Raw genomic sequence first — 26,956 nt, 5'->3', positions numbered from 1 at the left:
GAGGTTATCTATAGAATTTCAGTCGTATTCTGAATTTTCCATATTAAGTTAATAATTTATATTTTTCTACTAAGATAGAAACTATACTAATATGAGAATTTACGTTTTCTTCAGATGAGTCACTTTATGCTTGATATTGTAAAGACTAATAAATTAGAGGTAAGCATCGGACAGATATAAAACCTGTCAAACCAGAAAGAAACTCCTATTTTCTACTTTTTTGAATATAATTTTACGGAGAAGCGCTTCTGCAGTTATAGCCGAATAGGCAATGGTGCCTTAGTGCCCGTAGGTTAGCATGGTTTTGGAAGGAACGATCAAACCACTGATGGAGTCTTTGAGACTACCTCGATTAGAAGAGCGTATAATTCAACCGTTCCAAGCTGAAGTGCTTTTCAACTATTATATGATGGAGGTTAGAAATGGCAAAAACAAAAAGTAAATTAGAGGTAATGAACCCTGATGCGGCAGGAATAGATATTGGTTCATCTGTGCATTATGTATGTGTACCAGAAGGAAGAGATAAACAGAATATACAAAAATTCTGCTGCTTCACAGAAGATCTTTATAACTTAGCAAAGTGGTTAAAGAGGTGCAAAGTTACTACAATAGCCATGGAATCAACAGGAGTGTATTGGATCCCTTTGTTTCAAGTACTTGAATCATATGGATTTGAAGTAAAATTAGTAAACGCAAAATATGTTAAGAATGTGCCTGGAAGAAAATCTGATGTTCAGGATTGCCAGTGGTTACAACAACTGCATAGCTATGGACTGCTTCAAGGGTCATTTAGACCAGATAATCAAATTTGTGTATTACGCAGCTACGCTAGACAACGAGATAACCTAATAAAAAGTGCAGCAGCACACATTCAACGTATGCAAAAAGCGTTAATTCAAATGAACATTCAATTGCATAAGGTGATAAGCGATATAACAGGAGTTACTGGCATACAAATTATTAAAGCAATACTTGAAGGTGAAAGAAATCCAGAAAAATTAGCTGAATTAAGAGATGGACGAATAAAAAATGATAAATCTACCATTGCAAAAGCATTAGCAGGAGACTATAGAGAGGAACACCTGTTTACACTAAAACAAGAGTTTGAGCTATACAATATTTATCAGGAAAAAATAGCAGAATGTGATAGAAGTATTGAAGGATATTATAAAACATTTGAGACAAAGTCAGGTGGGAACAAGCTATGTAATAAAATAAAGCGTAAGTCTACAAAACATAGGCCAAACTTTGCTATACACGAAGAACTGCATAGAATTACAGGTAGGGATTTCACAAAAGTTCCAGGACTTGATGTAGTAACCATACAAACAATAATTTCAGAAACTGGCATAAACCCTAATAGATGGCGGACAGAAAAACACTTTTCATCGTGGTTAGGGCTCAGCCCTGCCAATAAAATTACAGGAGAAAAAGTGTTTAGCACAAGAACGCGTAAAGTCATTAATCGTGCTGCAAATGCATTTCGAATAGCTGCTCACTGTGTATCAAGAAGCAACAGCGGAATAGGTGCGTACTGTAGAAGAATAAAGAGACGACTAGGTGCACCAAAAGCAATCACGGCTACCGCAAGAAAACTAGCATGCATTTTTTATAGTATGCTAAAGTATGGGCAAGAGTATGTTGAAAAAGGAATGAACTATTATGAAACACGTTACAAAGAGAGAGTTAAAAAAAACTTGATCAAAAAAGCACAGGAATTTGGCTACATCTTAGTTCAAAAAGATGAACTGGTTGAGGGAGTTTCTTAGAAGAATTATGACAATCAATCAACAAATAAATAAAAATATAACTAAAGAAAAATACTTTAACAATAAGCATATCATAGAAGTTAAAGATTTAAATATTAAAGTAGAAGTTTATTCTCATGATTTAAGAGCAAGTAAAGTTGCTCACATTGAAAGTGAGATAAGAGAAACAGCTACTAATTTTAAAGATGCATTTAAGCTGGAGCCTGGTAGCTCAGAACAAACATTCAAAATTTATGTGTTTGATGATAAGGCTGATTACACTCACCTTGGTGGAAGCGAACGTTTTGGTTCTTACCTTGGAGATGAAGGTGGTAAATGTTACTACAAAGGAGAAGCTGATATTTTTGCTGAGATGTATGTCTATCAGCAAGGTGGCGTTCATAACCTTCAGCATGAATTTGCACATGGTTTAACTTACTTGGCTACAGGAGGAAAATCTCTACCTACAGTATTAATGGAGGGAATTGCAGATTACTTTGAACATCATTCAGATCACAAGTTCAATGCTCAAGGGTCAAGCATTGATAAAACTGAAGCCGCAAATTTGGATCTAGGTGGAATTTTAAATTTACAATACTCAGCCAATGGTGAAGAAAACAGTTTAGTGTATAAAACTGGTCATGCGTTGATAATGTACTTACAGGAAAAAGATCCTAGTTTATTAAGAGACTACCTAGATGCTTTACGTCAAGGTAACTCAGATGAATCAAAAAGTTTCTTGAAAGACATAAAAGGACATGATGCTGACTTCAAAAGTTGGCTTGCTGAGAATGATACAGAAACTGCAATGGAACATCTCAACGCTTTGCAAGTTACAAAAGGAGATTTTATAGCAACTGGTCAAGAAATAGTGGGTGGAGAAATTAAAGATGTATCGTATTATAAAGCAAATATAGAAAAAATAGATGGAGAAAACGTTGGAAGTTTCTCTGCTGTAGAGCATGTGTCATTTTACGATTATGCTCGTGCTGTTAATAGGGCAACAAATGATACCCTCGATATATCAAAGGAATATCATTTCTTAAAGGCAGTAAAAACTACTGATGGGCAGGTTAAGCTGACTTACTCTGATCAACAAGGTAATGAATATCAAAACAGTCAAGAGTATAAAATGCAAGCTTTGAGGATATTATCAAAACATGGTGAAGATCTTAGAAAATCTTACTATGATGGGAAAGAAGACTTAGATAAGCAGAAGGATATAAAATATAATGATGTGTTGAAAAGCCTGCGTGAACAGGAAGAAACACAGCGTCATGATGCATACGAGCAATACAAAAGAGGAGAGATCTCTTATGAGAAATTTGTAGAAAAATGCAATTCAGCCAGCACTAATTATCATAATGAAGATAAGAGATTATATAATGCTACACAGGACAAATATACACAACTGAAAGATGATTTGCTTGATAAAACCATAAACGCTGGCTTGAAACAAGTAAAAGAAACTCAGAACATTGACGTAGAAAAGATGTTAGAAGAGATGGTTAATATCGATCCAAACCTAATCAGAGGTGCTCATATTAATCCACAAGAAGGTAAAGTTTTCTCTATCAAAGCTCTTGGTCACGGAGATATGGGTGCACTATCTATATATGATGGGAATACAAAGCTTGGAGAGTTGTCGAGCGAATCGGGCTTTTTTAAGCAAGTTGAAGGTCAAACTAAAGAAACTTTTGTTTTTGAGGACATATTGCACAACTTGAATACTCAATATGACGGTGGTGCTTATATGGCTATTACAAAAGAAAATGGTCATTATAAAGCTTCTCTGATAGATGGCAGAACAGTTGAACGTGATGAATACTTTGATGAAGCACATTTACATGAAAATGAATTGTTGCATCCTAGCACTGGACACATTCAAAAAGATTTAGATTCTCTGCTTCTTAGAGGGACCAAAATTCTAAATCATCAGGATTCAAAGCATGCTCAATATTCTGATGAGCAAAGAGAAAGCGGCGTAATCGTAGAAAAAGGAACATTATTGGATGATAAAGGGACTGATAGAAAAGACGACGATGTATACGAAGCGGTTGTAAAGCAAGGAGGCGAAAATCTACATGCATTCAAAAATATGGGCTTCTATATCACTGAAGAGATGAAAAATGAAAGAGGTGAAGTTATAAATGAAAGTAACTTGTTCATTCATGATCATGGAAAAAACGTAAGGTTTCAATTGCCAGGCAATGTTACTCACCTAAAATTGGTGGAAAAAGATGGACAATATAAATTAGCACCATCTGATTCTGAAGGAAGAGAATACAGTAGCATACCAGACGAATACAAATATATTGACCCAGTATTTGCACATGAATATGAAAAGAGAGATTATTCTCATAAACATATAAATGTGGGCCTTATAAACTTAGAAAAATATGCCCCTGGTAAACTTTTTACCATTAAACATGATCCAAATGATTATCAGATACAAAGAAACTCGAGTGGTGAAATAGTGAGAATCAACAATCAAAGATATTTCACTAAAGTAAAACTATTTGATGGTGATACTGATGAAGAAATAGGAATGTTATCTAATAACTTCCATAACTTCAAAGGGCAAATATTCTTTTCTGCTGATTATAACTACAGCTATAATGATTTCCTCGCATCTGTTTCTCCTCAAGTTGAAATTGAGAATATGGGAAATGGAAGCAAAAAAATAACTTTTGATCAAGGCAGTGGCGATATCGGCGATACTAACAGAGGCTACACGGACTATCAGAGAATATTCACAAAAGAGAAACAAACCGAAAGTCTAAAAGGGCAAGTAAGTGAAACTAAGACAGAAGTTCATAGTACTACTAATGTTGTTGCTGAAGAGAGAACTGTATCAAACGACAATAGTGAAATACAGTCTGATCAACCACAAATTCCAACAAGGGCAAAAAGGTCAGCTTCAGTGGAGGAGAAAGAGCAGGTAGTGTTGAAAGACACAATCTTGAAAATAGAAAAGAGCTATGATAGAGATGTAGAAGGAAAGCATAAGGCAAATGTAATCATAGATTATAATGATGTGAAAGCCTTGTATAATAGAGCAGAAGGAGCAGACAAGCAATCTGTGTTAGATTTTTGGAACAAACTGCATACATCGGATTATAAGATTGGTGCTTTGCCGGAAGACAAGTATTACTTTAAAGATGGCAAATTTCTAATTCACGATAGTGACACGAAAAAGCTTATAGTGTTACCTGAAGATAAGGTATCCATCAAAATAATGAAGGATGGTGATAGTTATAGTTTGGCTATATCAAATGGTAATGGCAAAGTAATAAGCAGCATTAGTAAAATAGATAATCCAAATTACGAATTGCTATCAGATTCAAGTCACTTCAGCTTAGAAACACAAGATAACTTTGAGTTATTAGATCAACATCATGAATATAATCTCTATCTAGAGAATGGTTTTGTGAAAATGTTCGACTGCGCAAGCGATCACGTTTATCACGATCATAACTCAGCCTATATCTAATATACAAGGAGGGCCCTGCCCTCTTTTTGTTATTCCAATGCCCAGACACTGGCATCCAGTTAAATTTGCTAGTATAAAAGTAATCAACGTTTCTTATGATGGAAAAATGGATTCCAGTGTCAAGCACTGGAATAACACCAAAGGGGCTACTAGGATGACATCGTCTGCTACATACTTAGATCACAAGAGAAGAATTCTGAAGCGAAAAGCTTCAAGGAAATCTTATGCAAAATCTAGTATTTACGGAATTTATATTATTTTCATGCACATTATGGTTTTTATAATTAACGGAAAGTGATATGGCTAGTTTAACTTTTAAAGACAACTCTGGAGCAAATGTACCATCCCCTAACATTAAAAGCATAATTTATGAAGATGCTGCACAGAATAAGTATACCTTTGGTGTAGACAATGCTACTAATGTTTTCAACACTTTTAAGTATGAACCTAATGGTGCTGCTGAAATAGATTACAGTGCTACAGCAACAAACTTCATGACTAGAGGTGCAATTGCTACATTATTAGGTATTGGAACTAATGTAGATGCAATAAAAACTAAGACTGATAAGATGCCTGATGACTTAAACGATGAGTTAATTAAGTTAACTACAATAGGAAATGCTATAAATGGTAATGGTCACGTCACTGCAGCTGCTAAAACTGTACTAGAGAGCAGTTTCAAGAAAGCTATTAAAGAAGCTGGAGAAGATGGTAGCGAATGGCTTAAAAATGAGATAAAAGAGATAGTGTCACAGCCATCCTTCGAGATTCCAACAGATTCAAGTTCACCTCTTTCTTGGGATTGGTAATGTAAGTGCTAGTGAATGACATCGCAAGATGTCATTCACTGTTGTCATTCCAGTATCACATACTGGAATGACATCCTTGTTTTATTGCAACTAATTTGCAGTTATTTTTGTTTTAATGTAGATGGAATATAGTCCTATTGCTGCTGCGTTTGAAACATTTAGACTATCAATTACGTTTGACATTGGGATTTTTAAAAGATAATCACAACTTTCTTTAACTAGTCTCCGCATTCCTTTCTCTTCAGAACCAAAAACAATTACTCTTTTTTCCCCAAAGTTCTTTATTTCATCTATATTTTCCTTGGCATTGCAATCAAACCCATAACACCAGTAGCCTATCTTCTTTAGAGACTCCATAGTTTTTACTATGTTTGTAACGTATATTAGAGGGACAATATCCAGTGCTCCACTTGCTGCTTTTGCGATAGATGCATTTTCGCTCGGTGAATGGTGATACGGTAAAACCAATGCATCAATGTTGAAACAAGCTGAGGTTCTTAAAATCGACCCTATATTGTGTGTATCAGTAATTTGATCTAAAATGACTATAGTAGAGTTTTCACCTGATCTTTCAGCTATTTCTTCAATATTTAAGCTGTGAAAAATAGGAGTAACTTTTAAAGCAATTCCTTGGTGATTTACACCTTTGGGTAAAACATCATTGAACATTTTGTTCTCTACCAGTCGAGCTTTAATGCCCTTACTATCTGCACATTGTTTAATTTCTTTCTCAAATTCTCTGTAGAAATTTTCTGTTACTAACAGTTCTATACACCGCCTATTTTTGTTTCTTAATGCTGAAATACAAGTGTGCTTTCCATATATCCAACAGTTTTCATTAGCTTTTGATGATTTCATCTCATTATTAAAAATCAGATTTTTATAGAGTAAGCAATATTTTACTGTGTTTATATATTGTTGTAAAATTATGCAGTTCAATTAATGAATTTATGTCAGATGATGAGTTAGATTGGCAAAAAAATGTTAAGCCAATAGAATGTGGAAAAGTTACTTTGAAAGTTGATCACAAAGTAAATATAAAATCTATGATTGATAAAGGTATCTCTGGCTTACAAGAAAATTTTCTTAATACTGATAATGGTGATTCATCATTTTGTCTTGACTACAATACAAAATTAAAGATCGATAGGGGCAAATATTTTATAAGCGATAAACTCGATTTGCATGGCTATAGTATAGATGATGCTTATTGTAAATTGATAGATTTTATTATCAAAAATTATCAAGCAAGGAATAGGTGCTTATTGGTAATTACGGGGCATGGTAATAGTACAGATAAAATAGACACTATAAAGAATAGCTTAAATAAGTGGTTGAATGATACAAAAGTTCGAAATATGATCTTATACTATCAGCAAGCCATAAAAAAACATGGTGGCAAAGGAGCTTTTTATGTCTTATTAAGAAGAAATAAAGGTTAATTTTAGAGTACCTATTTAGGAGTACCTTTCTTAGAATTCACGTGTTGAAGAATGATTTCTGCTAAACCTTTACTAATTCCAGGTACGTTTTGAATTTCAGCTAGAGAAGCTTTGCTTATGTTTTCTACCGAACCAAAATGAGACATGAGTGCCTTCTTTCTTTTACTGCCAACACCAGATATTTTGCTTAATTGTGAAGCAAAAAACTGTTTATCGCGTTTTTTTCTGTGCGAAGTTATTGCAAAACGGTGAGCTTCATTACGCAGCAATTGTAAATAAAGCATGACCTTGCTGTCACTTGCTAGAGTAAATTCTTCTCTGCTCGGCACATAAAATCTTTCATTTCCTGCGTTACGATCATGACCTTTTGCCATACAAGCAAAAGGAACGTTTATATTCAATATCTCCAACACATTCTGCACTATGGAAACATGTCCTGGCCCACCATCTATCAGTAAAAAATCAGGAATGATGTCTTTTATATTGCCAGAGAAACGTCTAGTAAGCACTTCTCTCATCATTTTATAGTCATCACCTGAAATTTCTTCTTTTATAGTAAATTTTCTGTACTCACTTTTTAAAAAACCTTCCTGCCCTGCAACAATCATCACACCAACTTGTTGATTTCCAGATATATGGCTATTATCATAAACCTCGATACGCTTTGGAATATTTGGTAACAAAAAGATTTTGCTAAGCTCTTCGAGCTTTTCTAGGTTATTTCTATAATCAGTAAGCTTCTGCTCTAGGCTATGCTTAGAATTATTGTAAATAAAATTCAACAAATCACGCTCTTTACTATTTTTCGCATACAAAACTTTTATTGATTTTTGAGTAAGAGCATAAAGTGCTTGCTCTATAATTTCCTTATCCTTAATAAAATCGGGAACGTAAATTTGCGCTGTTGGTGTATTAACTGGATTATACAAATTGACCAAAAAGGTGGATAAAATTTCATCATTTGGATGATCACTACAATTCTCAATGAAGTAAGGAATGCTTCCATAGTTACCTTTATCTCTGAAAGATAGTACACCAATGCATGCTAAGTCTGCCTCACGTACAATGCTGAAGAAATCTGCATCTTCTTCAAAAGAAAAATCCATTGGCTGCATTTGAATTTGCTGAAGAAATTTCAATCGATCTCTATAGACAGCAGCAAGCTCGTAGTTCATCTCCCTACTGCACTTTTCCATTGTAGAAAATAGCTGTCTTTGCACTTCTTTATTCCTTCCTAGCAGAGTATCTTGTGCTTGTTTTACTGATTTGCAGTAATCATCTTTTGTAATTTTATCTACGCATGGTGCTGAACAGCGCTTAACTTGATACTCAAGACATGGTCTTTTTGTTGAAGAGAAATATTGATCTGAACATACTCTTAAGAGAAAAGCTTTTTGCAATGATAATATAGTGTTCTTAACAGCAGCGGCAGATGGAAAAGGGCCGTAGTAATGAAACTCATTCTTCTTAAACTTACCTCTATATTTCGCTATTCTTGGATAATCATGCTTAGAAATTGTTATATAAGGATAAGATTTTCCATCCCTAAGCAAAATATTATAAGATGGTTTTAACGATTTTATTAACTGTGCTTCAAGAAGCAATGCTTCGATTTCATTCTCAGTGATGAATATTTCAACCTTAATAACCTGTAAGATCATTACTCTGATTCGTTCAGAAAGGTTTTCGAATTGAAGGTAGTCGGATAATCTCGACTTCAAGTTTTTTGCTTTACCAATGTATAAAACCTTACTCTTATCTCCAACCATCTTATAAACGCCACAGGATTGTGGAGATGATTTGATTTGTTCCTTATATTGCCTGAGCATTTATCAATTGTTTAACCTGTATAAGGTTAAACTCTGCTACTAAATGAAAGGTAGAAACAACATTTGCAAGCAAAGATAACCTGTTTATTCTAAGCTCATTAGAATCACAGTTAATCTTTACACTGTCCATAAATTGATTGATAAACGGAGCAAAACGAGCAAGTTCATCAAGCGCTGTATTAAAGTCGTTATTTTCTATCGCTTGTTTGATGTTTTTACAAGCAGCTATAGCACAATTTGATAGCGCAATCTCCTCATCTTCAATCAAAAACTTCTTACTGTAAGATGCATTATAAGTAGTGCCATCACTTTTTCTCACTTTGCTCATCATGTTACTGGCTCTTTTATAAGTGCTTAGAACCTGTTCACCTTCTTTTGTACTAAGATAACGATCCAATATCACAGTTTGCTTTTCCGCTTTCAGCAGATCATTAATATCGACTTTATATAGTATTGAATCTACAACATCTTGCCTTATATTTCTATTTTTTAAAATAATCTTGAACCTTTCTAAGCAGAATTTAAATACTAGTTCTAAAATTTGTTTTTCACTTGGCTTATCAACTGGAGTTATATTTTTATTCAATAGAAGCCTTGAACATAAAGATACTGACTTATCTATCAGCAATCTAATTGGAATATGCAAATTATTTTCAAGTATTGTTCTAATTATACCAATTGTCATTCTCCGCAAACCAAACTGATCATACGAACCAGAGATTTTCTCACCTGCTGCAATTAAGCCAACCAAACTATCCATTTTGTCTGCAATAGCTACAGCAATCGCAGTAGGAGATTTAGGGCATTCTTGGTCCGATCCAATTGGCTTATAGTGCTCAGTTATAGCTTCCACTACTTCTTTATCCTCTTGAAAATAAGAAGCGTAGTATCCACTCATTACTCCTTGCAATCCCGGAAATTCTTTCACTATCAACGTTGCAAGATCTGCCTTTGCTAAATATGCAGCACGTTCAACTTTAATTAATGAAGCATGTGGAATAAATATCGCTACATACTTTGAAAGAGCGATAATACGCTTCACTTTTTCTTCTACGCTACCGAGCGAAGCATGAAATGAAATAGAGCTCAATTTTTTGACATAGTAATCTAGGTTTTCCTTCTTGTCTTGAGATATCAAAAACTGGGCATCAGCAAGACGTGCTTCTAATATTCTTTCATGGCCTTTGACAACTTCATTGTTGTTAACATTTACAACAGTAACAAAATGTGATATTTTCTGTCCATCACTTAAAGCAAGATACTTTTGCTGCGTATTAATTATACTAAGTATTACTTCCTTCGGTAATTCTGATGATTTTACTTTACCAAATAATACTATTGGCCACTCTATAAGCCCTGCCAATTCATTAAGTAAATAATCATTTTTTTCAAGTTGTAAGTTCTCCTCTTTTGTAAACTTATTAATCTGATCTAGTATAAATTGCTTTCTTTTGTCCAACTGGAGAATGACATTATTTTTTTCTAACAATTCAAAATAGTCTTTGGGTGTTTTAACAGTAAGTACTGCATCACCTGAAAGAAACCTATGACCATACGTCACGTTGAATGCTGTAACCCCTGCAAAAGATATAGGTATTATTTCGTCATTTAAAATACATAGAATATTTTTAATTGGCCTAACCCATCTCTCTTTTCTTTCACTCCATCTCATACTCTTTGGCCAAGAAAAGTTTTTTAGCATTTCCTCCAGTTGATTTTTGAGAAACCCGTTGATGTTAAATAAGCAGCTTTCTCTCTTAATGAAGTAAAAATCTTCATCGTTTACTTTGCGAATGAGTAAATCTTCTTCACCTTTCCGATTTTTTCTCAAAAAACCTTCGATAGCACTTTTCGGTGCATTAACTCTTGGTCCTTTAATCTCATTGTTAGAATCTTTTAGCTCCAAAGCACTTATGCCATCAATAAAAAGAGCAATGCGACGTGCAGTCACATAAACTTCTATAGATGCAAATTTCACATTATTTTTACTAAAAGCATTAGTGATATAGCTCTTAACCTGAGCTGCAGATGAATTCTGCATTCTTGATGGAATTTCTTCTGAAAGACATTCAAACAATAATTGTGACAACATATTCTACTTTGCTCTATATAATTCACAGCATTTTTTTGTTAACTCTCTCACTCTACTAATATAGCCTGTACGTTCATTCACACCAAGCACACCTCTTGCATCAAGTAGATTAAGTAGATGGCTCGTTTTAATACATTGGTCATAAGCTGCTATCGGCAATTCTTTTTCAACAAGGAATTTACACAGTTTTTCTGTATCCTCAAACTGCTGTTGTACTACTTTAGTATCATAATAATCAAGTGCCAGGTAAGAAAACTCTCGCTCTCTTTGTTTAAAAATATCTCCATAAGTTGCACCGCTACCGTTCCACATTATGTCGTAAACATTATCTACACCCTGTATGCACATTGCTAAACGCTCTAACCCATATGCTACTTCACCAGGAATTATTCTGCAGTCAATACCTCCCACTTGCTGTATATAAGTAAGTTGTGTTACTTCCATTCCGTTGCATGTAACCTCCCAACCAAGACCGGATGCGCCAACACTTGGGTTTTCCCAATCATCTTCAATAAACTTAATATCATATTCTTTTGTCGATACACCAAGAGCTTTTAAGCTATTTAAGTAAATATCTTGCAAATTGCTGCCAGATGGTTTTATTATAACTTGGTATTGATGATGCTGATATAAACGATTAGGGTTGTCGCCATAGCGTCCGTCTGCAGGTCTGATTACTGGTTGTAGATACGCAATTTTTGTTGATTTTTCGTCAATCGCTGACATGATTGTTGCGGGATGTAGTGTTCCAGCCCCAACTTCAGACGTATATGGATGAAGTATAGTACACCCTTCATCTGCCCAAAAATCTTGTAATCCCTTTATTATATCCTGTAGATTCACGCAAACTGTATATCTTTTAAACTGAATACATAAGCAAATAAGTACTATTCTATACTTATTTTTTTAATAGTGCCATGAAAATAGTCACTCAAGGCTATTGAACTTTCTTTTACATACTCAAATATGCTTTTATTTAAAACAATCGCATCATGCATAGTCAGATCGCAGAATATAAATGCAATCAAGTACAATAAAATCACTGCATAAAACACATGAAAAATCCCTTCAAATGTGATTGATATTGCATTGTTATAACTAAGCTGTATCGTACTTATCGGCCATGGTTTTATTACTTCTACAATATTAAAAAATAAATAAGGTATTATAAAGAAAAAGAACAAATGCATAAGATCATTAAACCAAAATGGACATTGAAGTATTGCCTTGCATATACTTAAATAGAATTTACTTACAATATAATAAATTGACATTATTGCCGGCATCGAAAACGCAACAGTCATCACCTGTCCTGATGCTATTTGTATTACTATATTCTCATCACTGCTGGCTGAAGGATCTTGAGTATGAAAAATAGATATGCCAACTAATTGCAGCACTAACATAACTATTGCTAGCTTGGTAAAAATAGCAGCTACAACTATGCCTGAATTCGGCATTTTATATAGTATAAAATCACCTCCGTATGTAAGCATTAATATAATGTCGGTAATAAATAATATTAGAAAAGAAGACCAATAATGCTGCCAACCCGGTAAATATCCTACTCCTAAAAAAGAGCTTACTATTTTGGCAGGAAAAACCTTGCCTAGCACCTTACCCAAAAATTGAAAAAAAATCCCCATGTCCTAACTAACACTTGACTTATATTTTTCACAATACTGAATTGTAATGGACTTATCAATACACTTCTTGCATAGAAAAAAGGCAAATAGTTAAAAACGATCTAAATTTACCAATAACCGTTATCCCTTCTTTCTTCATATTAGTGCCTCTATCCCAGTGCTCCTTTTCCTGTCATTCAAGTAGCCCCTTTGCGTCATTAGATCTCTTGCATAACTGGAATTCAAAAGTTGATGTCATTCCAGCTCATGACGCTGGAATCTAGTCTTTATTATGATTCAATTTGCGGTTAGTTTTTCTGGATCACAGTGTCACGCACTGTGATATGATGTCAGTATGTATAGCTAATTCAAAATATTAAAAAATTTACTAAATAAAAAAAGGCAAAAGAACCCCCTTATAGCGAGTTTTATAATTTAAATTGGCGTTGTAATAATGTGCTAACAAGCGCGATTTGGCTGAACGTAGAAAAAATAAAAAAAGCCGCTATAATTTTATGTAATTTGCCAATAAATACCTGAGTTTTTTACTGAATTTTTGTTGTTAAATCTGCAGAGATTAAAAACAAGGATAAATACTTTTATTGATATGATAAGGAAAGTGGGAAGGTTTGTCAAGTCACTTCGGCCAGCTACCTACTTAGATGTTCCACACTGCTAAGTAGATACCAAATTTTTTGCAACATCAAGTGCAGCATAGGTAAATATTGCACTTGCACCTGCACGTTTAAAACCAATTAAGGACTCATAAATCACTCTGTTATAATCCAGCCAGCCATTATTTGCTGCAGCTTTTATCATTGCGTATTCACCGCTTACTTGGTAAGCAAAAATCGGAAAATTAAACTTTTCACTTGCTGTTTTTATTACATCTAAGTATGGCATACCCGGCTTTATCATAATAAAATCTGCACCTTCATCTATATCCATTTCGATTTCGCAGATTGCTTCACGTGCATTTCTATAATCCATTTGATAACCACTTTTGTCGATGAAATTTGATGATGCGCACGAACCGACAACTTGCCTGAACGGCGCATAGAAGCTAGAACAGTACTTTACTGCATAGGACAATATTGACACATTCTGAAAGTTATTATCATCCAATGTTTTTCTTATTTTTCCTATCCTGCCATCCATCATATCAGAAGGAGCAACTATATCGCATCCTGCTTTTGCTAAAACAAGTGCTTGCTTACATAATGCTGACACAGTCTCGTCATTTTCTACATCTATCCTACTGCTTTTTAAAATGCCATCATGACCGTGAGTAGTGTATGGGTCTAGTGCAATGTCTGCAATAATGCCAATATCCGGTACATTTGATTTTACAGCACAAATTGCTTTACAGATTAAATTGTCAGGATTGTACGCTTCCTCGGCGTTTTCAGATTTTAGTTTACTATCAACTACAGGAAAAATTGCAACAGCATTAATCCCCGAGTCCTTAGCTTTCTGAATTATAGAAATTAATCCATCTATTGAATAACATTTGATATCAGGTAAGCCAGAAATTGGCTCAATTGTTTCTTCTCCGTCATAAACAAATAAGGGAAAAATCAAATCATTTACTGATAAAGTGCTTTCACTTGTTAAATTGCGAATCCACTTGCCTGAGCGCCTACGCCTTAACCTTGTATTTGGGAAATTAAACATTGGATCCAGGCAAATTCCCAGTAAAAAGCAACACTCCTGAAATGAGTATTACCCAAAATACCGATATTGGCAAAAATACTTTCCAACCAAGACGCATTAATTGATCATAACGATAACGAGGTATTGTAGCTCTAATCCAAACAAATATAAACAAAAGTACAACTATCTTCAAAACAAACCAGATTAAACTAGGAATTTTATACAGCAAACTAAGCTCTAATGGAGGATACCACCCTCCTAGAAAGAATATTGTCATCATAGCGCTTGCTAAAATCATATTTGCATATTCTCCCAAGAAAAAGAGAGCAAAAGGCATTGATGAATACTCGACGTTATACCCAGAGACGAGCTCTGCTTCAGCTTCTGGTAAGTCAAATGGGTGACGATTAGTTTCGGCAAGCAAAGAAATAAAAAATATTATTCCTATAGGCATTAGTAATAAATCAATCCAAAATGGCATATTATGTTTCGCTACCACCATCTCTCCAAGATTTAATGTGCCAGTTGTAATAACAACTGTAGCAACTATTAGACCTATTGAAACTTCATATGAAATCATTTGAGCAGCTGACCTTATAGCGCCAAGAAATGCATAATTAGAATTACTAGACCAGCCTGCAATAATAATGCCATATATTCCCAAAGAGGATATAGCTAGCACATAAAGCACTCCAACATTAATATTTGATATTACCTTAGGGATTATTACCTGCTGTCCATTTTCTGTAATTATTTCAGCTCCAAATGGTATAACTGCCCAGGAAATTAATGCTAAAATAAAGGTGAGCATTGGAGCCATAATAAACAGTATGGTGTTTGCTCTAAATGGTATTATCGGCTCTTTAATTATCAATTTGATAGCATCTGCAAATGGCTGTAGTAGCCCAAATGGCCCTACTACACTTGGACCATGCCTTAGTTGAATTGCACCAATAACTTTACGCTCAAAGTACACTAAATATGCTACTGAAAGCAAAAGTGGAATAAGAAGAAAAAGAATATCAAATATCAAGTACATGCAACCCTAAATCAAAAAAATAGTTCATAATTGTGGCAATAAAAAATACAGCAAATGCTCTAGACACAAAAGACAATGTCCCTATTGAAATCAATAGGACAACACTTTTCTGTACAGCATTTAGCTTAATAGAATAGTAAAATGATATGCATATGAATGACACTAGTGACATCATAATTAAGATCATTGTGAGAGGCAAATAATTCCCTCTTCCCTCGGTAACTATAATAAATGTTATTGCCATCCATACATATCCTTCCGTAAATAGTGCAATAATATCATTGATAAAATCAACTAGCTTATAAACGAACTGTTTTTCTAATGTATTTTGTTCTTTACACAAAAATATAGAGTTTAATTTTCGTTGAAAATATACCAGAATTATTAGTAATAATGGTGTTAGAATAAATAAAATATTAAGTAGAGTGTTCATAAAAATCCTTAGTACAATCTGCCATTATTTTTGAAGCACGACCTATTGAGTCTTTCATATAAAAATTACACTCCTTTAAAGTAAAAGGCGTATTACTTAAATTTATTTTACCATTGCTGATTGGTACCCATGTATTTTTTACCACTTGATCAACACTTCTAAACTGTGGACCGATAGTATCTAATTTTTTTCTCACATCAAATAAACTATCATATAACAAGGAAAGGCTCAAATATTGGGATAAATTTTTAATAATCAACCAATCTTCCTTTGCTTCACCAGGAGGAAAAACAGCTAAATTTGTTCTCTGTACTCGCCCTTCAGTATTTACATAAGTTGCATATTTTTCTGTGTATGCAGCTCCAGGTAGAATGACATCTGCTATATGCGCTCCCCTATCACCATGGTGGCCTTGATAAATTACAAATGTATTTTCTAATTTTGATGTATCAATTTCATCTGCACCAAGAAGATAAACAACTTCCACCTCGCCACTTTCTGCCTGTTTTAGCATCTGATTAATGTCTTTTCCACCTTTGCTAGGAACAAATCCAATATCGAGTCCACCAACCCTTGCTGCAGCCTTATGCAGTACGTTAAAGCCATTCCAGTCATCTCTGATCATGTTAAATTTTTCTGCAATTTTGCCAGCTAGAGCTAAAACTGATTCAGAATCATCTCTTATTAATGCATCTTGACCGATAATTAGCATAGGGTTCTGAGCCGCACTCAGTAACTCGCAGAATTTGTGATTTCCCTCTTCTATTTCTTTTAGAACGTTTGGACCATCACCTAATCTTTCAACATTATATAGATATTCAAGATTAGGACCAATATTTGCAATAGTGAAATTACCTTGTAAATATCTCTTTCTCAATCTTGCGTTAATTATTGGTGCTTCTATCCTTGGATTCGTATTGATTAGCAAGCATAAATCTGCACTTTCTATACCCTGAATAGTGGTATTGAACACATAAGATCCACGATTACTTGATATAAGATTTGCACCATCTTGCCTGCAGTCTATATTCCCCGAACCAAGCTTCTGCATCACTTCTTTGAGTAGAAGCATAGACTCACAATCTGCTAAATCACCTGCAATTGCAGCTATTTTGTTTGATTTCGTACTCTTTAGTTTCTTTGCAGCAAAAGCCAATGCTTCATTCCAATCAACTGGAATTAATTTGCCCTCTTTTTTTATATAAGGTCGATCGAGGCGTTGTACTTTGAGTCCATCGTAAGCAAAACGAGTTTTGTCTGATATCCATTCTTCGTTCACTTCTTCATTGAGTCTTGGCAATATTCGCATAACTTCAGGACCACGACAATCAACTCTAATATTACTTCCCACAGCATCTAGCACATCTATAGTTTCACAATGTGATAGCTCCCATGGACGTGCTGTAAAAGAATAGGGCTTTGAAGTTAAAGCTCCCACCGGGCAAAGATCTATAATATTCCCAGATAATTCAGAGCTAATATGCCTTTTTATGTAAGTACTAATCTCTATATTTTCTCCCCTTCCAATTCCTCCAAGTTCATTTGTACCTGCAACATCAGACAAAAATCTAACACACCGAGTGCAATGAATACACCTGTTCATTGCAGTTTCAATCAGCGGACCAAAATGTTTTTTTGGCACAGCCCTCTTATATTCATCAAGTCTGCTGATTCCTTTACCATAAGCCATCGTGATATCTTGCAAATCGCATTCACCACCTTGATCACAAATTGGGCAATCAAGCGGGTGGTTTATTAGCAAAAACTCAAGCACACCTTCACGCGCCTTTTTTACCTTGGGAGTATCCGTGTGAATAACCATACCCTCTGCAACTGGCATTGCACAAGAAGCTACTGGTTTTGGAGGGCCACCCTCAACTTCAACCAAACACATTCTGCAGTTACCAGCAATTGCTAAACGCTCATGATAACAAAACCGCGGAACTTCAACGCCCACAACTTCACAAGCTTGAATTATAGTGAGCCCATGCTCTACTTCACATTCCTTAGAATTAATAGTAACTTTAACCACAACTACTATACAGCTTCCCACTTTATAGGATTGCCGCTTACCTCATCTTCAACTAGATTGCCGTTATCGTATTGAGCAGACATATAGTTCATACGTGAATCACGGTCTATATATCTAACCGGCTTTACCGGTTTATCCTTATACATTTTTTGTTCTGCTTTCTTACGCTGAGTAGGGTTATTTTTACTAGCTGTTTTCGCTTTTCCGCCTGCTGCCATATAAACTCCTAAAAACTTCCTATTTTATTCTAACACTTAAGTATATACCGTCAATACCAAATAGCTTTAAAGTTTTAATAGTCCATCATTACAATCATCATTTGAACAAAATACTTTCTCTTGATGCTGCTCAAGTGTGTAACTTTAGAATCCCCAAAAAAGAAAATGTAAGTTACTTTGATGATATCATTTTCTACGTCTTATAAACAGACATTCATGTAGCCGTAAATTAAGCTATAAACTCAATACAAAGATCCTTAATTATTAATCTCATAGTACTTCTCAACCAACTTATTTAGCAACCTTACACCGAAACCTACTGCCCCTCTTGGAGAAATATCAGTGCCTTTTTCGTGCCAAGCAGTGCCTGCAATGTCTAAATGTGCCCAACAAGTGTCGTTTACAAAACGCTGTAGAAACTGTGCAGCCATTATACTATCTCCACCAGAACCTGCAGGAGCTATATTTTGCACATCAGCAATCGGCGAATCAATAATTTTGTTATAAGTTTCATTCATAGGAAAGCGCCATAATTTCTCATTTACTTCATTTCCTGCATCAATCAGATGATTCGCTAATTCATCGTTATTTGAAAAAAGACCAGCATATTCATTACTTCCCAGTGCAACCACTATAGCACCAGTTAAAGTTGCAAGGTCGATCATAAATTTCGGTGCAAATCTATCTTGTGTATACCATAAAGCATCCGCAAGTATTAGTCTTCCCTCTGCATCGGTATTTAATATTTCTATTGTTTGTCCAGACATTGAAGTGACTACATCGCTCGGTCTTTGAGCATTACCATCCACTGCATTTTCTGCAAGTGCAACCACACCAATTGCATTTACTTTTGCTTTTCGCCCAGCTAGAGTATGCATCACTCCAACTACAGTAGCAGAACCTGCCATGTCATATTTCATTGACTCCATACCGCGTGAGGGTTTAAGTGACACTCCACCAGTGTCAAACGTTATACCCTTGCCTATAAAAGCTATTGGTTTTTGTTCTTGAGAAGCCCCATTCCATTTTATCACCACTAACTTTGGCTCTTTACTACTTCCTTGTGCTACTCCAAGCAGGGCTCCCATTTTTTTCTCTTCCATTTGCTTTTTATCAAGCACTTCAACCTCAAGACCAAGTTTAGTAAGTTCAGCTTTTATACGATTAGCGTAAGACTCTGGATATAAAATATTAGGTGGCTCAGTAGTAAAAGCACGTGCAAGAAAGATACCTTCACCTTCGTGTTTTAAACGCTCAAATGATTTTTCAATGCTACTTAACTGTTCATCTTTTACTAATAATGTAATTTCCTCTACTTCTGTAATTTTTTCATCCTTTTTAGTTTTATACTTATTAAACTTGAAACTGCGCAGAAATGCTCCATATGCAACATTTGCTGTACTGCCCTCGATTGAAATAGCTGCTCGCTTGATTCTTAATCTGCTTAGCTCACAATATATTTTACCACCAATATTTAATCCTTTGCTTTCATCCCATTCATCTCTCATTCCAAGACCAGCAACTATAATATTTTTTCCCTCTGATGAAGTAACGGAGAAAAATTCACCAAAACCTCCATTAAAACCACTAAATTTCTTGATGTTATCTATAGCTTGCTTATCTTGTAGAACATTAGTTATGAGCTTATCACCCTCAAACAAACCTACCACTAGCGTCTCAAAATCGGGTAAAGCTTTAGAAATTGTTATCTTCATCGTTGACATCTCCGTTGCAAATAATTGTAAGCTGCACATAAAACATAGTAAAAACATTAGTAAGATATTTTTCATATACATTTTAAGTACAATAGCGCTTAAGACTACTATGAACTCCCCTGATATGCAAGGGCTTTATCTTTTATCAGAAAATTTGTTATGCCCACCTAGGGTTATATTAAATGTGTAGGTCTTCATGGCCTGATTGTTATAAGTAAATGGTGCTATCAGAAGGCTTGCAAGTCCACTCTCAATAAGATTACCAAGAAGAAGATCATCACAGTTATCGCAATTATGATCAGCAAAAAACATTTGTGTTGTGAATTCTGGAAAATCTGGATGTTGGACCAAAAAGTTGATGTGTGGAGCCCTATCACCAATTTTACCTGGTACTATTGTAATAAAATTATAATAGCCAAGGTTATTTACTACAAATCTTCCTGATCCAGCAAAATTTGGATCAAGCTCCACATTTTCATCATAATAGCTCATGCCAAGTGAGTCTGCGTGCCATATAGAAACCACAGCATTTTGTATCGGTAAGCAATTTACATCAGTAACTCTACCCACTACATTTATTAATTCTCCTGCTGCATTATTTGGAGAGCCAGGTTTTCTTCTTAAATTATTTGAAGAGTTAAAGCTTTTTGGCCTTGTTTCAAGATCATAAATCCCTGGAGTTTCAATACAATTAAGCAAAATAGGATCAGCCGCAAATAATGACAAATCGAATATAAATTGTACTAAAAACGCTAATAAGATATTTTTTACATTCATTTTGTTTATAGTGCTTTTATCAGAATTATAGCAACCTTTTTCTTTTATTAAAGACAAGACTTTCTTTGAATCCTCCTTAGAATCACAACTATCCTTTCAGTGTATGAGTTTTAGGTTTTAGTACTGCATACACAACTGCACGGACTTCCAATTTAGAAATTGCAAATCAATCCAAACACGCAAGTGTAATGTTACCGCCACATGCTGTAGTGTTGACACTTACAACCTTTTCTATAGAAAAACGTTGCAGATAATTAGGACCACCAGCTTTTGGTCCGGTACCTGACAGTCCTCTACCGCCAAATGGTTGCATTCCAACTGCTGCACCTATTTGATTGCGATTGATGTATACATTTCCAACTGATATTTTCTTGCTTATTAAATCGATCTTACTTTGTACACGGCTTTGCAAAGAAAACGTAAGTCCATATCCTGTATTGTTTATATCACTTATAACTTCATTTAACTGCGACTTATTAAAACGTATGATATGTAAAATAGGCCCAAACACTTCTTGCTTTAATTGCGAAATTTTTTGTATCTCATAAATGTACGGAGGAAAGAAATAACCATTATAAGAATTTGTATCCATGGGTACCTTGGACAAAAGGTTTGAATCTTCATCCCTTGATATTTTTTCCGTATGTTTAGTGAGCATATCAATAGATGCTTTGTCAATTATTGGACCAATATCTGTGCTCAGTTGTATTGGGTCACCTATCTTTAGTTCTTGAGCTGCATTGCATATCATTTTTATCTGTTTTTCTGCTATATCTTCTTGAATAAATAGCACTCTGAGAGCAGAACAACGTTGACCGCCACTGCGAAATGCAGAAATTAAAACATCCTTAGTTACCTGCTCTAAAAGAGCAGAACTATCAACAATCATAGCATTTAATCCACCAGTTTCAGCGATAAGTGGCACAATAGGACCATCTCTGCTGGCAAGCATTCTATTAATTATTTGAGCGGTCTGTGTTGAGCCGGTAAAAGCTACACCGGAAATTCTATTATCTGGCACTAATATTTTACCTAAATATCGACCATCTCCTGGAACAAGATGTAATACATTTTTTGGTATTCCAGCTTCGTGTAGTATCTTAACGGCTTCATAGGCAATAATCGGCGTTTGCTCTGCCGGTTTTGCCAGCACTGCATTACCTGCTACAAGTGCAGCTGAAACCTGCCCAATGAAGATAGCAAGTGGAAAATTCCACGGTGATATGCATAAGAAAACTCCTCTGCCCTCAAAAAAGATGAAGTTATCTTCACCTGTTGGACCTGGCAATTTTTTCCAGTCATTCAGTTCGTTTTTTGCTATCATTGCATAATAGCGCAAAAAGTCGATTGCCTCTCTTACTTCTGCTATTGCATCGGATAAAATTTTTCCTGCTTCCAAGATCAGAATGTAAACCAACTCTTTCATCCTTTCCTCAAGCAAATCTGCAGCTTTTTCAAGGCATTTAGCGCGCTCTTCTGCTGAAATATTCTGCCACTTAGTAAAAGCACTATGTGCTATTTCAAGAGCATTTAAAGCCTGAGCGCTTGTTGTACTTGACACTTCTCCAATTACATTTTCCAAATGTGCAGGATTTACTACTTCGATAAATTCAGCACTATCAAGTAGTGCCTTTCCATCAATTATTGGCCCAACTTGCCATTTCTTTTCACTAAATTTTTTTATATCATTTGCAAATTGCGAAACTGTAATTGAATCACTAATATCCATCCCCAAGGAGTTTTTTCTTTCCTCTCCAAAAATATCTTGTGGCAATGGAATGTTTTGATGAGGTTCATATTCTAAACTTTTAGCTTTTTCTAATGGATCCGAGACTAATTCTTCAATTTTAACGTTAGGATCATTTATTTGATTGACGAACGAACTATTAGCTCCATTTTCAAGAAGACGCTTAACAAGATATGGTAATAAATCACTACGTTTACCAACTGGTGCATATATACGACAGCTGATGCTTGTTGCAAGTTCTGACATTGCATAATCATATAAATCCTCACCCATTCCGTGTAAACGCTGAAACTCAAATCCAGGATGATCTTTGTCAGCAAGCTCTATTATAGTAGCAAAAGTATAGGCATTATGAGTTCCAAAGCATGGGTAAAAGTGATTTACTTTGCTTAAAAGCTTCTGTGCACACGCAAGGTAGCATACATCAGTATAGCTTTTTCTTGTAAATATTGAATAACCACTTAACCCTAGCTCTTGTGCACACTTGATTTCTGAGTCCCAATATGCACCTTTCACAAGCCTCACCATAATTTTATGCTTTGATCGGATAGCAACATCCTCAACAAAATCAAGCACAGATAAAGCACGTTTTTGATATGCTTGTACAGCCAAGCCAAGCCCTCCCCACTGAGAAAGTGACTCATCAAGACGCAGTTGCTCGAATAAAACTAATGACATCTCAAGTCTTTCTGATTCTTCTGCATCTATGCATAGTGAAATGTTGTATTTTTTTGCTTCACGACAGAGCTCTAAAACCCTAGTAAATATCTCACCAGCAATTCGGTCAAATTGACCAAATTCATAACGTGGGTGCAAAGCAGAAAGTTTTATTGAAATTCCATGGGATTTAAAACAATCATTCACTTCAGTAGTTGCACCTATAGCTTTTATTGAGTGCATGTATGAATCAAAACACTCTTCTGCATCTTCAGCTGTGTGAGCAGCTTCGCCAAGCATATCAAAAGAGTATAAAAACTTACTATTGTCATCTAGTTTTGCATATCTTAAAGCTTCTTCTATGGTTTCTCCAACAACAAAATGATTGCCAAGCATAGACATTGCTTGTTTTACTGCTTTGCGAATGATCGGTTCTCCTAAATTCTTAAGTAACTTAGAAATTGCGTAATAGAACTTCGAATCGCCTTCATTATCTCTCAATATACTGCTACCTATCATCAAGCTCCATGTGGAAGCATTAACAAACAATGAAGAGGAACGCCCCAAGTGTTTATTCCATTCTTGGTTGGTAATTTTATCTTTGATCAATTCGTCTATTGTGTAATCATCTGGTATTCTAAGTAGCGATTCAGCAAGGCACATCAATGCTATTCCTTCATCATTGGAAAGCGAATATTGCTGCATAAAGGAATCTACAATACTTAATTTATTGTGTTTGATTTTTTCAATAACTTGTTTTGCAATATTGTAAATTCTGTTTTTCGAATCAACCGAAAGTTCTACTTTTTCTACAAGATAACGTACACAGCTTTTTTCATCAGTACGATAAAATCCTTGTAAACGTTTTCTGAGTTCATTAGGTTCTTGTATAGAGCTAATCATAATTATCTATAAAACACCTTTACTATATGTAAGGTAAAATTATATCATAACTTCGCATAGAACAAATCATTATTTAAAAGGACCAGGGCTGGAGCTAAAAGAAGTCTAGTACTTACTTTTACTAAGTCGAAAGAAGTATGTAGCTTAACACTCCACCACTCATTAAGTATTTAATCTCAGTTGCGGTTTGTACACAGCATTTGAGTTGTATTGATTGCTTTGAATTATCCTGTCTTTTAATGATACATTCTAGATTTCCATTTGATACTATTTCACCTTTTATGCTTATTATCTCACTACCATCAAATATCTTTCTGGTTATTCCATTTTGGAATATAAGTGGAAGAACACCCATGCCGACCAAGTTGGACCTATGTATGCGTTCAAAACTTTCTGCAATCACAGCTTTAATTCCCAGTAATGCAGTACCCTTTGCTGCCCAATCCCTACTTGAACCTGTACCATATTCTTTTCCTGCAATGACAACTAATGGAACAGCTTCTCTTTTATATTGCATTGCTGCATCAAAAATTGACATAGTTTCTTGAGAAGGAATATGTTTTGTATAGCCACCCTCAGCGCTCACCATTTTATTTCTTATTCTGATATTAGCAAAGGTTCCACGCATCATTACGTTGTGGTTACCACGGCGAGATCCATATGAATTGAAATCTTGCGGTTCAACTCCAAGACCTTTTAAATATATGCCTGCAGGACTATTTGAGGCAATATTTCCAGCAGGGGAAATGTGGTCGGTAGTGACGCTATCGCCAAACATCGCTAGTATTTGCGCATTCTTTATATCAACTATGTTGCTTCCATTGTTCTTAGTCGATAAATTATCAAAATAGGGAGGGTTTTGTATATAAGTGCTTTTCGTGTCCCAATCATAGATTTCACCTTTCTCACACTTTATCTTTTGCCAATGCTCATCACCAGAAAAAACATCCTTATACTTTTGTATGAACATTTCACGCGTCACAACACTTTTAACACAGCTCTCAACTTCATTATTTGTTGGCCATATATCTTTGAGATAGACATCATTTCCATTCTTATCTTTGCATATTGAATCTTTTGTCAAATCAATTTGCACAGTGCCTGCAAGTGCATATGCAACAATAAGTGGCGGAGATGCCAAGTAATTAGCTTTGACTAACGGATGAATTCTTCCTTCAAAGTTACGATTGCCAGACAAAACTGCAGCAACAGTTAAGTTTTTGTTTTTTATATCATCCTCTATATCCTTATTAAGTGGACCAGAATTTCCAATGCAAGTTGTGCAGCCATATCCAACTAGATTAAAACCCAAAGCATTTAGATCTACCTGCAATCCAGACTTTTCTAAATATTCTGTCACAACTTGTGACCCTGGAGCAAGAGAAGTTTTAACCCAAGGCTTTGATTTTAATCCAAGTTTAATTGCATTACGAGCTACAAGACCTGCAGCAATCATCACACTTGGATTTGAGGTGTTAGTGCAGCTTGTTATTGCTGCAATCACTACGCTGCCACTCTGGAGCTGATCGCCATAGATAGGTTCCAACGGAGGTCTGTTTGTCTCATTAATAGGAAAAGATGTAGAAAAAGATTCCGCTACTTCTGAAAGGAAAATCTTATCCTGTGGTCTTTTAGGACCAGCCATCACTGGCTTTACGCTTGATAAATCAAGCTCTAGTGTGTCAAAAAATGCTAACTCATTACTGCTACGCCACAATCCCTGCTCTTTTGAATAGACTTCAACTAATTTGATCAGCTCTTCTGGTCGCCCTGTTAAATGTAAATAATCGAGTGTTTTCTGATCAATTGGAAAAAACCCACAAGTTGCACCATACTCTGGGGCCATGTTAGCTATAGTGGCCCTGTCTGCTAGAGATAAATAATCTAAACCATCACCATAAAATTCTACAAATTTACCAACAACACCTTTTGTTCTTAGGATACTGGTAACCGTCAGCACTAAATCAGTCGCAGTTACTCCTTCCGGTAGTCTGCCAATTAATTTAAATCCAACTACTTCTGGAATCACCATACTAATTGGTTGACCAAGCATCACAGACTCAGCTTCTATGCCTCCAACACCCCAACCAAGGACTGATAACCCGTTAATCATTGTAGTGTGACTGTCAGTACCAACTAAAGTGTCAGGATATATGACCCCATCATTATTACACACAACTTGCGCTAAATACTCAAGGTTTACTTGATGGCAAATTCCAGTACCTGGTGGTACTACTCTAAAATTTGTGAAGGACGACTCTCCCCACTTTAAAAATTGATATCTCTCCAAATTTCTTTTTACTTCTAGCTCAACATTTTTACTGAATGCGGAAGTGCTTCCATAACTATCTACTTGAACAGAGTGATCGATCACAAGATCAACAGTTACAGATGGATTTATTTTGCTTGGGTTACCTCCGTTTTTCTTCACATAATTACGCATTGAAGCTAAGTCAACGACAGCAGGAACTCCTGTGAAATCCTGCATCAAAACCCTTGCTGGCTTGTAGCTAATTTCGTGATTAATGTGTTTCTTGACGCAATTTGCTAATATCTTTATGTCATCTAATTTAACGCTTACTCCATCTTCGTTGCGCAATAAATTTTCAAGCAATACCTTGAGTGAACAAGGCAATTTGGTTAAATTTACTCCTAAGAATTTACCAGCGTTACTTAGGTTAAAGTAGTTATATAACCTTCCATCAATATTTAAAGTCGTCTTTGCATTTAAAGAATTGTTCATC

At 35.3% G+C, this 26,956-nt stretch carries 17 protein-coding genes; 4 read left to right on the top strand and 13 right to left on the bottom strand.

Annotation, left to right across the window (positions count from 1 at the left end; genetic code table 11):
- Positions 1 to 422: 422 nt before the first annotated feature.
- The 3 genes from ACE38P_RS06730 to ACE38P_RS06720 all read left to right on the top strand — a co-directional run bounded on the left by ACE38P_RS06730 (position 423) and on the right by ACE38P_RS06720 (position 6,050).
- Positions 423 to 1,769: an IS110 family transposase gene (locus ACE38P_RS06730; RefSeq protein ID WP_353280896.1), complete on the top strand. Its 1,347-nt coding sequence runs from the start codon at positions 423 to 425 to the stop codon at positions 1,767 to 1,769.
- A gap of 7 nt (positions 1,770 to 1,776) precedes the next feature.
- Positions 1,777 to 5,241 (top strand): peptidase M2, encoded by a 3,465-nt coding sequence (locus ACE38P_RS06725; RefSeq protein ID WP_374699740.1) that lies wholly within the window; start codon positions 1,777 to 1,779, stop codon positions 5,239 to 5,241.
- A 299-nt stretch (positions 5,242 to 5,540) separates the two neighbouring features.
- The gene (locus tag ACE38P_RS06720) at positions 5,541 to 6,050 is read left to right on the top strand and encodes a hypothetical protein (RefSeq protein WP_374699739.1); all 510 of its coding nucleotides are present in this window, start codon (positions 5,541 to 5,543) and stop codon (positions 6,048 to 6,050) included.
- Between the two features lie 90 nt (positions 6,051 to 6,140).
- Here the strand turns inward: ACE38P_RS06720 and rlmB are convergent, their stop codons facing one another.
- Positions 6,141 to 6,908, bottom strand: a complete 768-nt coding sequence (gene rlmB, locus ACE38P_RS06715) for a 23S rRNA (guanosine(2251)-2'-O)-methyltransferase RlmB (RefSeq protein ID WP_264375947.1) — start codon at positions 6,906 to 6,908, stop codon at positions 6,141 to 6,143.
- Between the two features lie 92 nt (positions 6,909 to 7,000).
- Between rlmB and ACE38P_RS06710 the strand changes: the two genes are divergently transcribed.
- A complete protein-coding gene (locus tag ACE38P_RS06710; protein WP_029237658.1) occupies positions 7,001 to 7,492 on the top strand; it encodes a Smr/MutS family protein in 492 nt (163 codons plus the stop codon).
- A gap of 11 nt (positions 7,493 to 7,503) precedes the next feature.
- Here the strand turns inward: ACE38P_RS06710 and uvrC are convergent, their stop codons facing one another.
- The 12 genes from uvrC to acnA all read right to left on the bottom strand — a co-directional run bounded on the left by uvrC (position 7,504) and on the right by acnA (position 26,955).
- The gene (gene uvrC, locus ACE38P_RS06705) at positions 7,504 to 9,321 is read right to left on the bottom strand and encodes an excinuclease ABC subunit UvrC (protein WP_374699738.1); all 1,818 of its coding nucleotides are present in this window, start codon (positions 9,319 to 9,321) and stop codon (positions 7,504 to 7,506) included.
- Positions 9,305 to 11,413 carry a glycine--tRNA ligase subunit beta gene (glyS, locus tag ACE38P_RS06700; protein ID WP_374699737.1) on the bottom strand — a complete coding sequence of 703 codons (2,109 nt, stop codon included), beginning with the start codon at positions 11,411 to 11,413 and terminating at the stop codon, positions 9,305 to 9,307. Before glyS ends, uvrC begins: the two co-directional genes overlap by 17 nt.
- A 3-nt stretch (positions 11,414 to 11,416) precedes the next feature.
- Positions 11,417 to 12,256: a glycine--tRNA ligase subunit alpha gene (locus tag ACE38P_RS06695; protein ID WP_374699736.1), complete on the bottom strand. Its 840-nt coding sequence runs from the start codon at positions 12,254 to 12,256 to the stop codon at positions 11,417 to 11,419.
- Between the two features lie 44 nt (positions 12,257 to 12,300).
- Positions 12,301 to 13,059, bottom strand: coding sequence for a phosphatidylglycerophosphatase (locus tag ACE38P_RS06690; protein WP_374699735.1), 759 nt, complete (start codon positions 13,057 to 13,059; stop codon positions 12,301 to 12,303).
- A gap of 654 nt (positions 13,060 to 13,713) precedes the next feature.
- Positions 13,714 to 14,712 carry a porphobilinogen synthase gene (gene hemB, locus ACE38P_RS06685; protein ID WP_374699734.1) on the bottom strand — a complete coding sequence of 333 codons (999 nt, stop codon included), beginning with the start codon at positions 14,710 to 14,712 and terminating at the stop codon, positions 13,714 to 13,716.
- Entirely contained in the window at positions 14,705 to 15,730 is a 1,026-nt protein-coding gene (gene nuoH / locus ACE38P_RS06680) for an NADH-quinone oxidoreductase subunit NuoH (RefSeq protein ID WP_374699733.1), read from the bottom strand. The genes hemB and nuoH overlap by 8 nt, the downstream gene beginning before the upstream one ends.
- 416 nt (positions 15,731 to 16,146) lie before the next feature.
- A complete protein-coding gene (nuoG, locus tag ACE38P_RS06675) occupies positions 16,147 to 18,195 on the bottom strand; it encodes an NADH-quinone oxidoreductase subunit NuoG (RefSeq protein WP_374699732.1) in 2,049 nt (682 codons plus the stop codon).
- A 5-nt stretch (positions 18,196 to 18,200) separates the two neighbouring features.
- Entirely contained in the window at positions 18,201 to 18,413 is a 213-nt protein-coding gene (locus ACE38P_RS06670) for a hypothetical protein (RefSeq protein WP_006279675.1), read from the bottom strand.
- Between the two features lie 257 nt (positions 18,414 to 18,670).
- Positions 18,671 to 20,167 carry a leucyl aminopeptidase gene (locus ACE38P_RS06665; protein ID WP_264376176.1) on the bottom strand — a complete coding sequence of 499 codons (1,497 nt, stop codon included), beginning with the start codon at positions 20,165 to 20,167 and terminating at the stop codon, positions 18,671 to 18,673.
- Positions 20,168 to 20,263: 96 nt separating this feature from the next.
- Complete coding sequence (locus ACE38P_RS06660; RefSeq protein ID WP_064085711.1) at positions 20,264 to 20,905, bottom strand: protocatechuate 3,4-dioxygenase; 642 nt, start codon at positions 20,903 to 20,905, stop codon at positions 20,264 to 20,266.
- A 166-nt stretch (positions 20,906 to 21,071) separates the two neighbouring features.
- On the bottom strand, positions 21,072 to 24,212 hold the full coding sequence (gene putA, locus ACE38P_RS06655) for a bifunctional proline dehydrogenase/L-glutamate gamma-semialdehyde dehydrogenase PutA (protein ID WP_374699731.1): 3,141 nt from the start codon (positions 24,210 to 24,212) through the stop codon (positions 21,072 to 21,074).
- 121 nt (positions 24,213 to 24,333) lie between these two features.
- Positions 24,334 to 26,955 (bottom strand): aconitate hydratase AcnA, encoded by a 2,622-nt coding sequence (acnA, locus tag ACE38P_RS06650; RefSeq protein ID WP_374699730.1) that lies wholly within the window; start codon positions 26,953 to 26,955, stop codon positions 24,334 to 24,336.
- Between the last annotated feature and the right edge of the window lies 1 nt (position 26,956).

Source organism: Wolbachia endosymbiont (group A) of Limnophora tigrina, assembly GCF_964263225.1.
Taxonomy (GTDB): domain Bacteria; phylum Pseudomonadota; class Alphaproteobacteria; order Rickettsiales; family Anaplasmataceae; genus Wolbachia.
The sequence above is the reverse complement of the archived record's forward strand: the minus strand, read 5'-3'. Positions and strand labels throughout refer to the sequence as shown.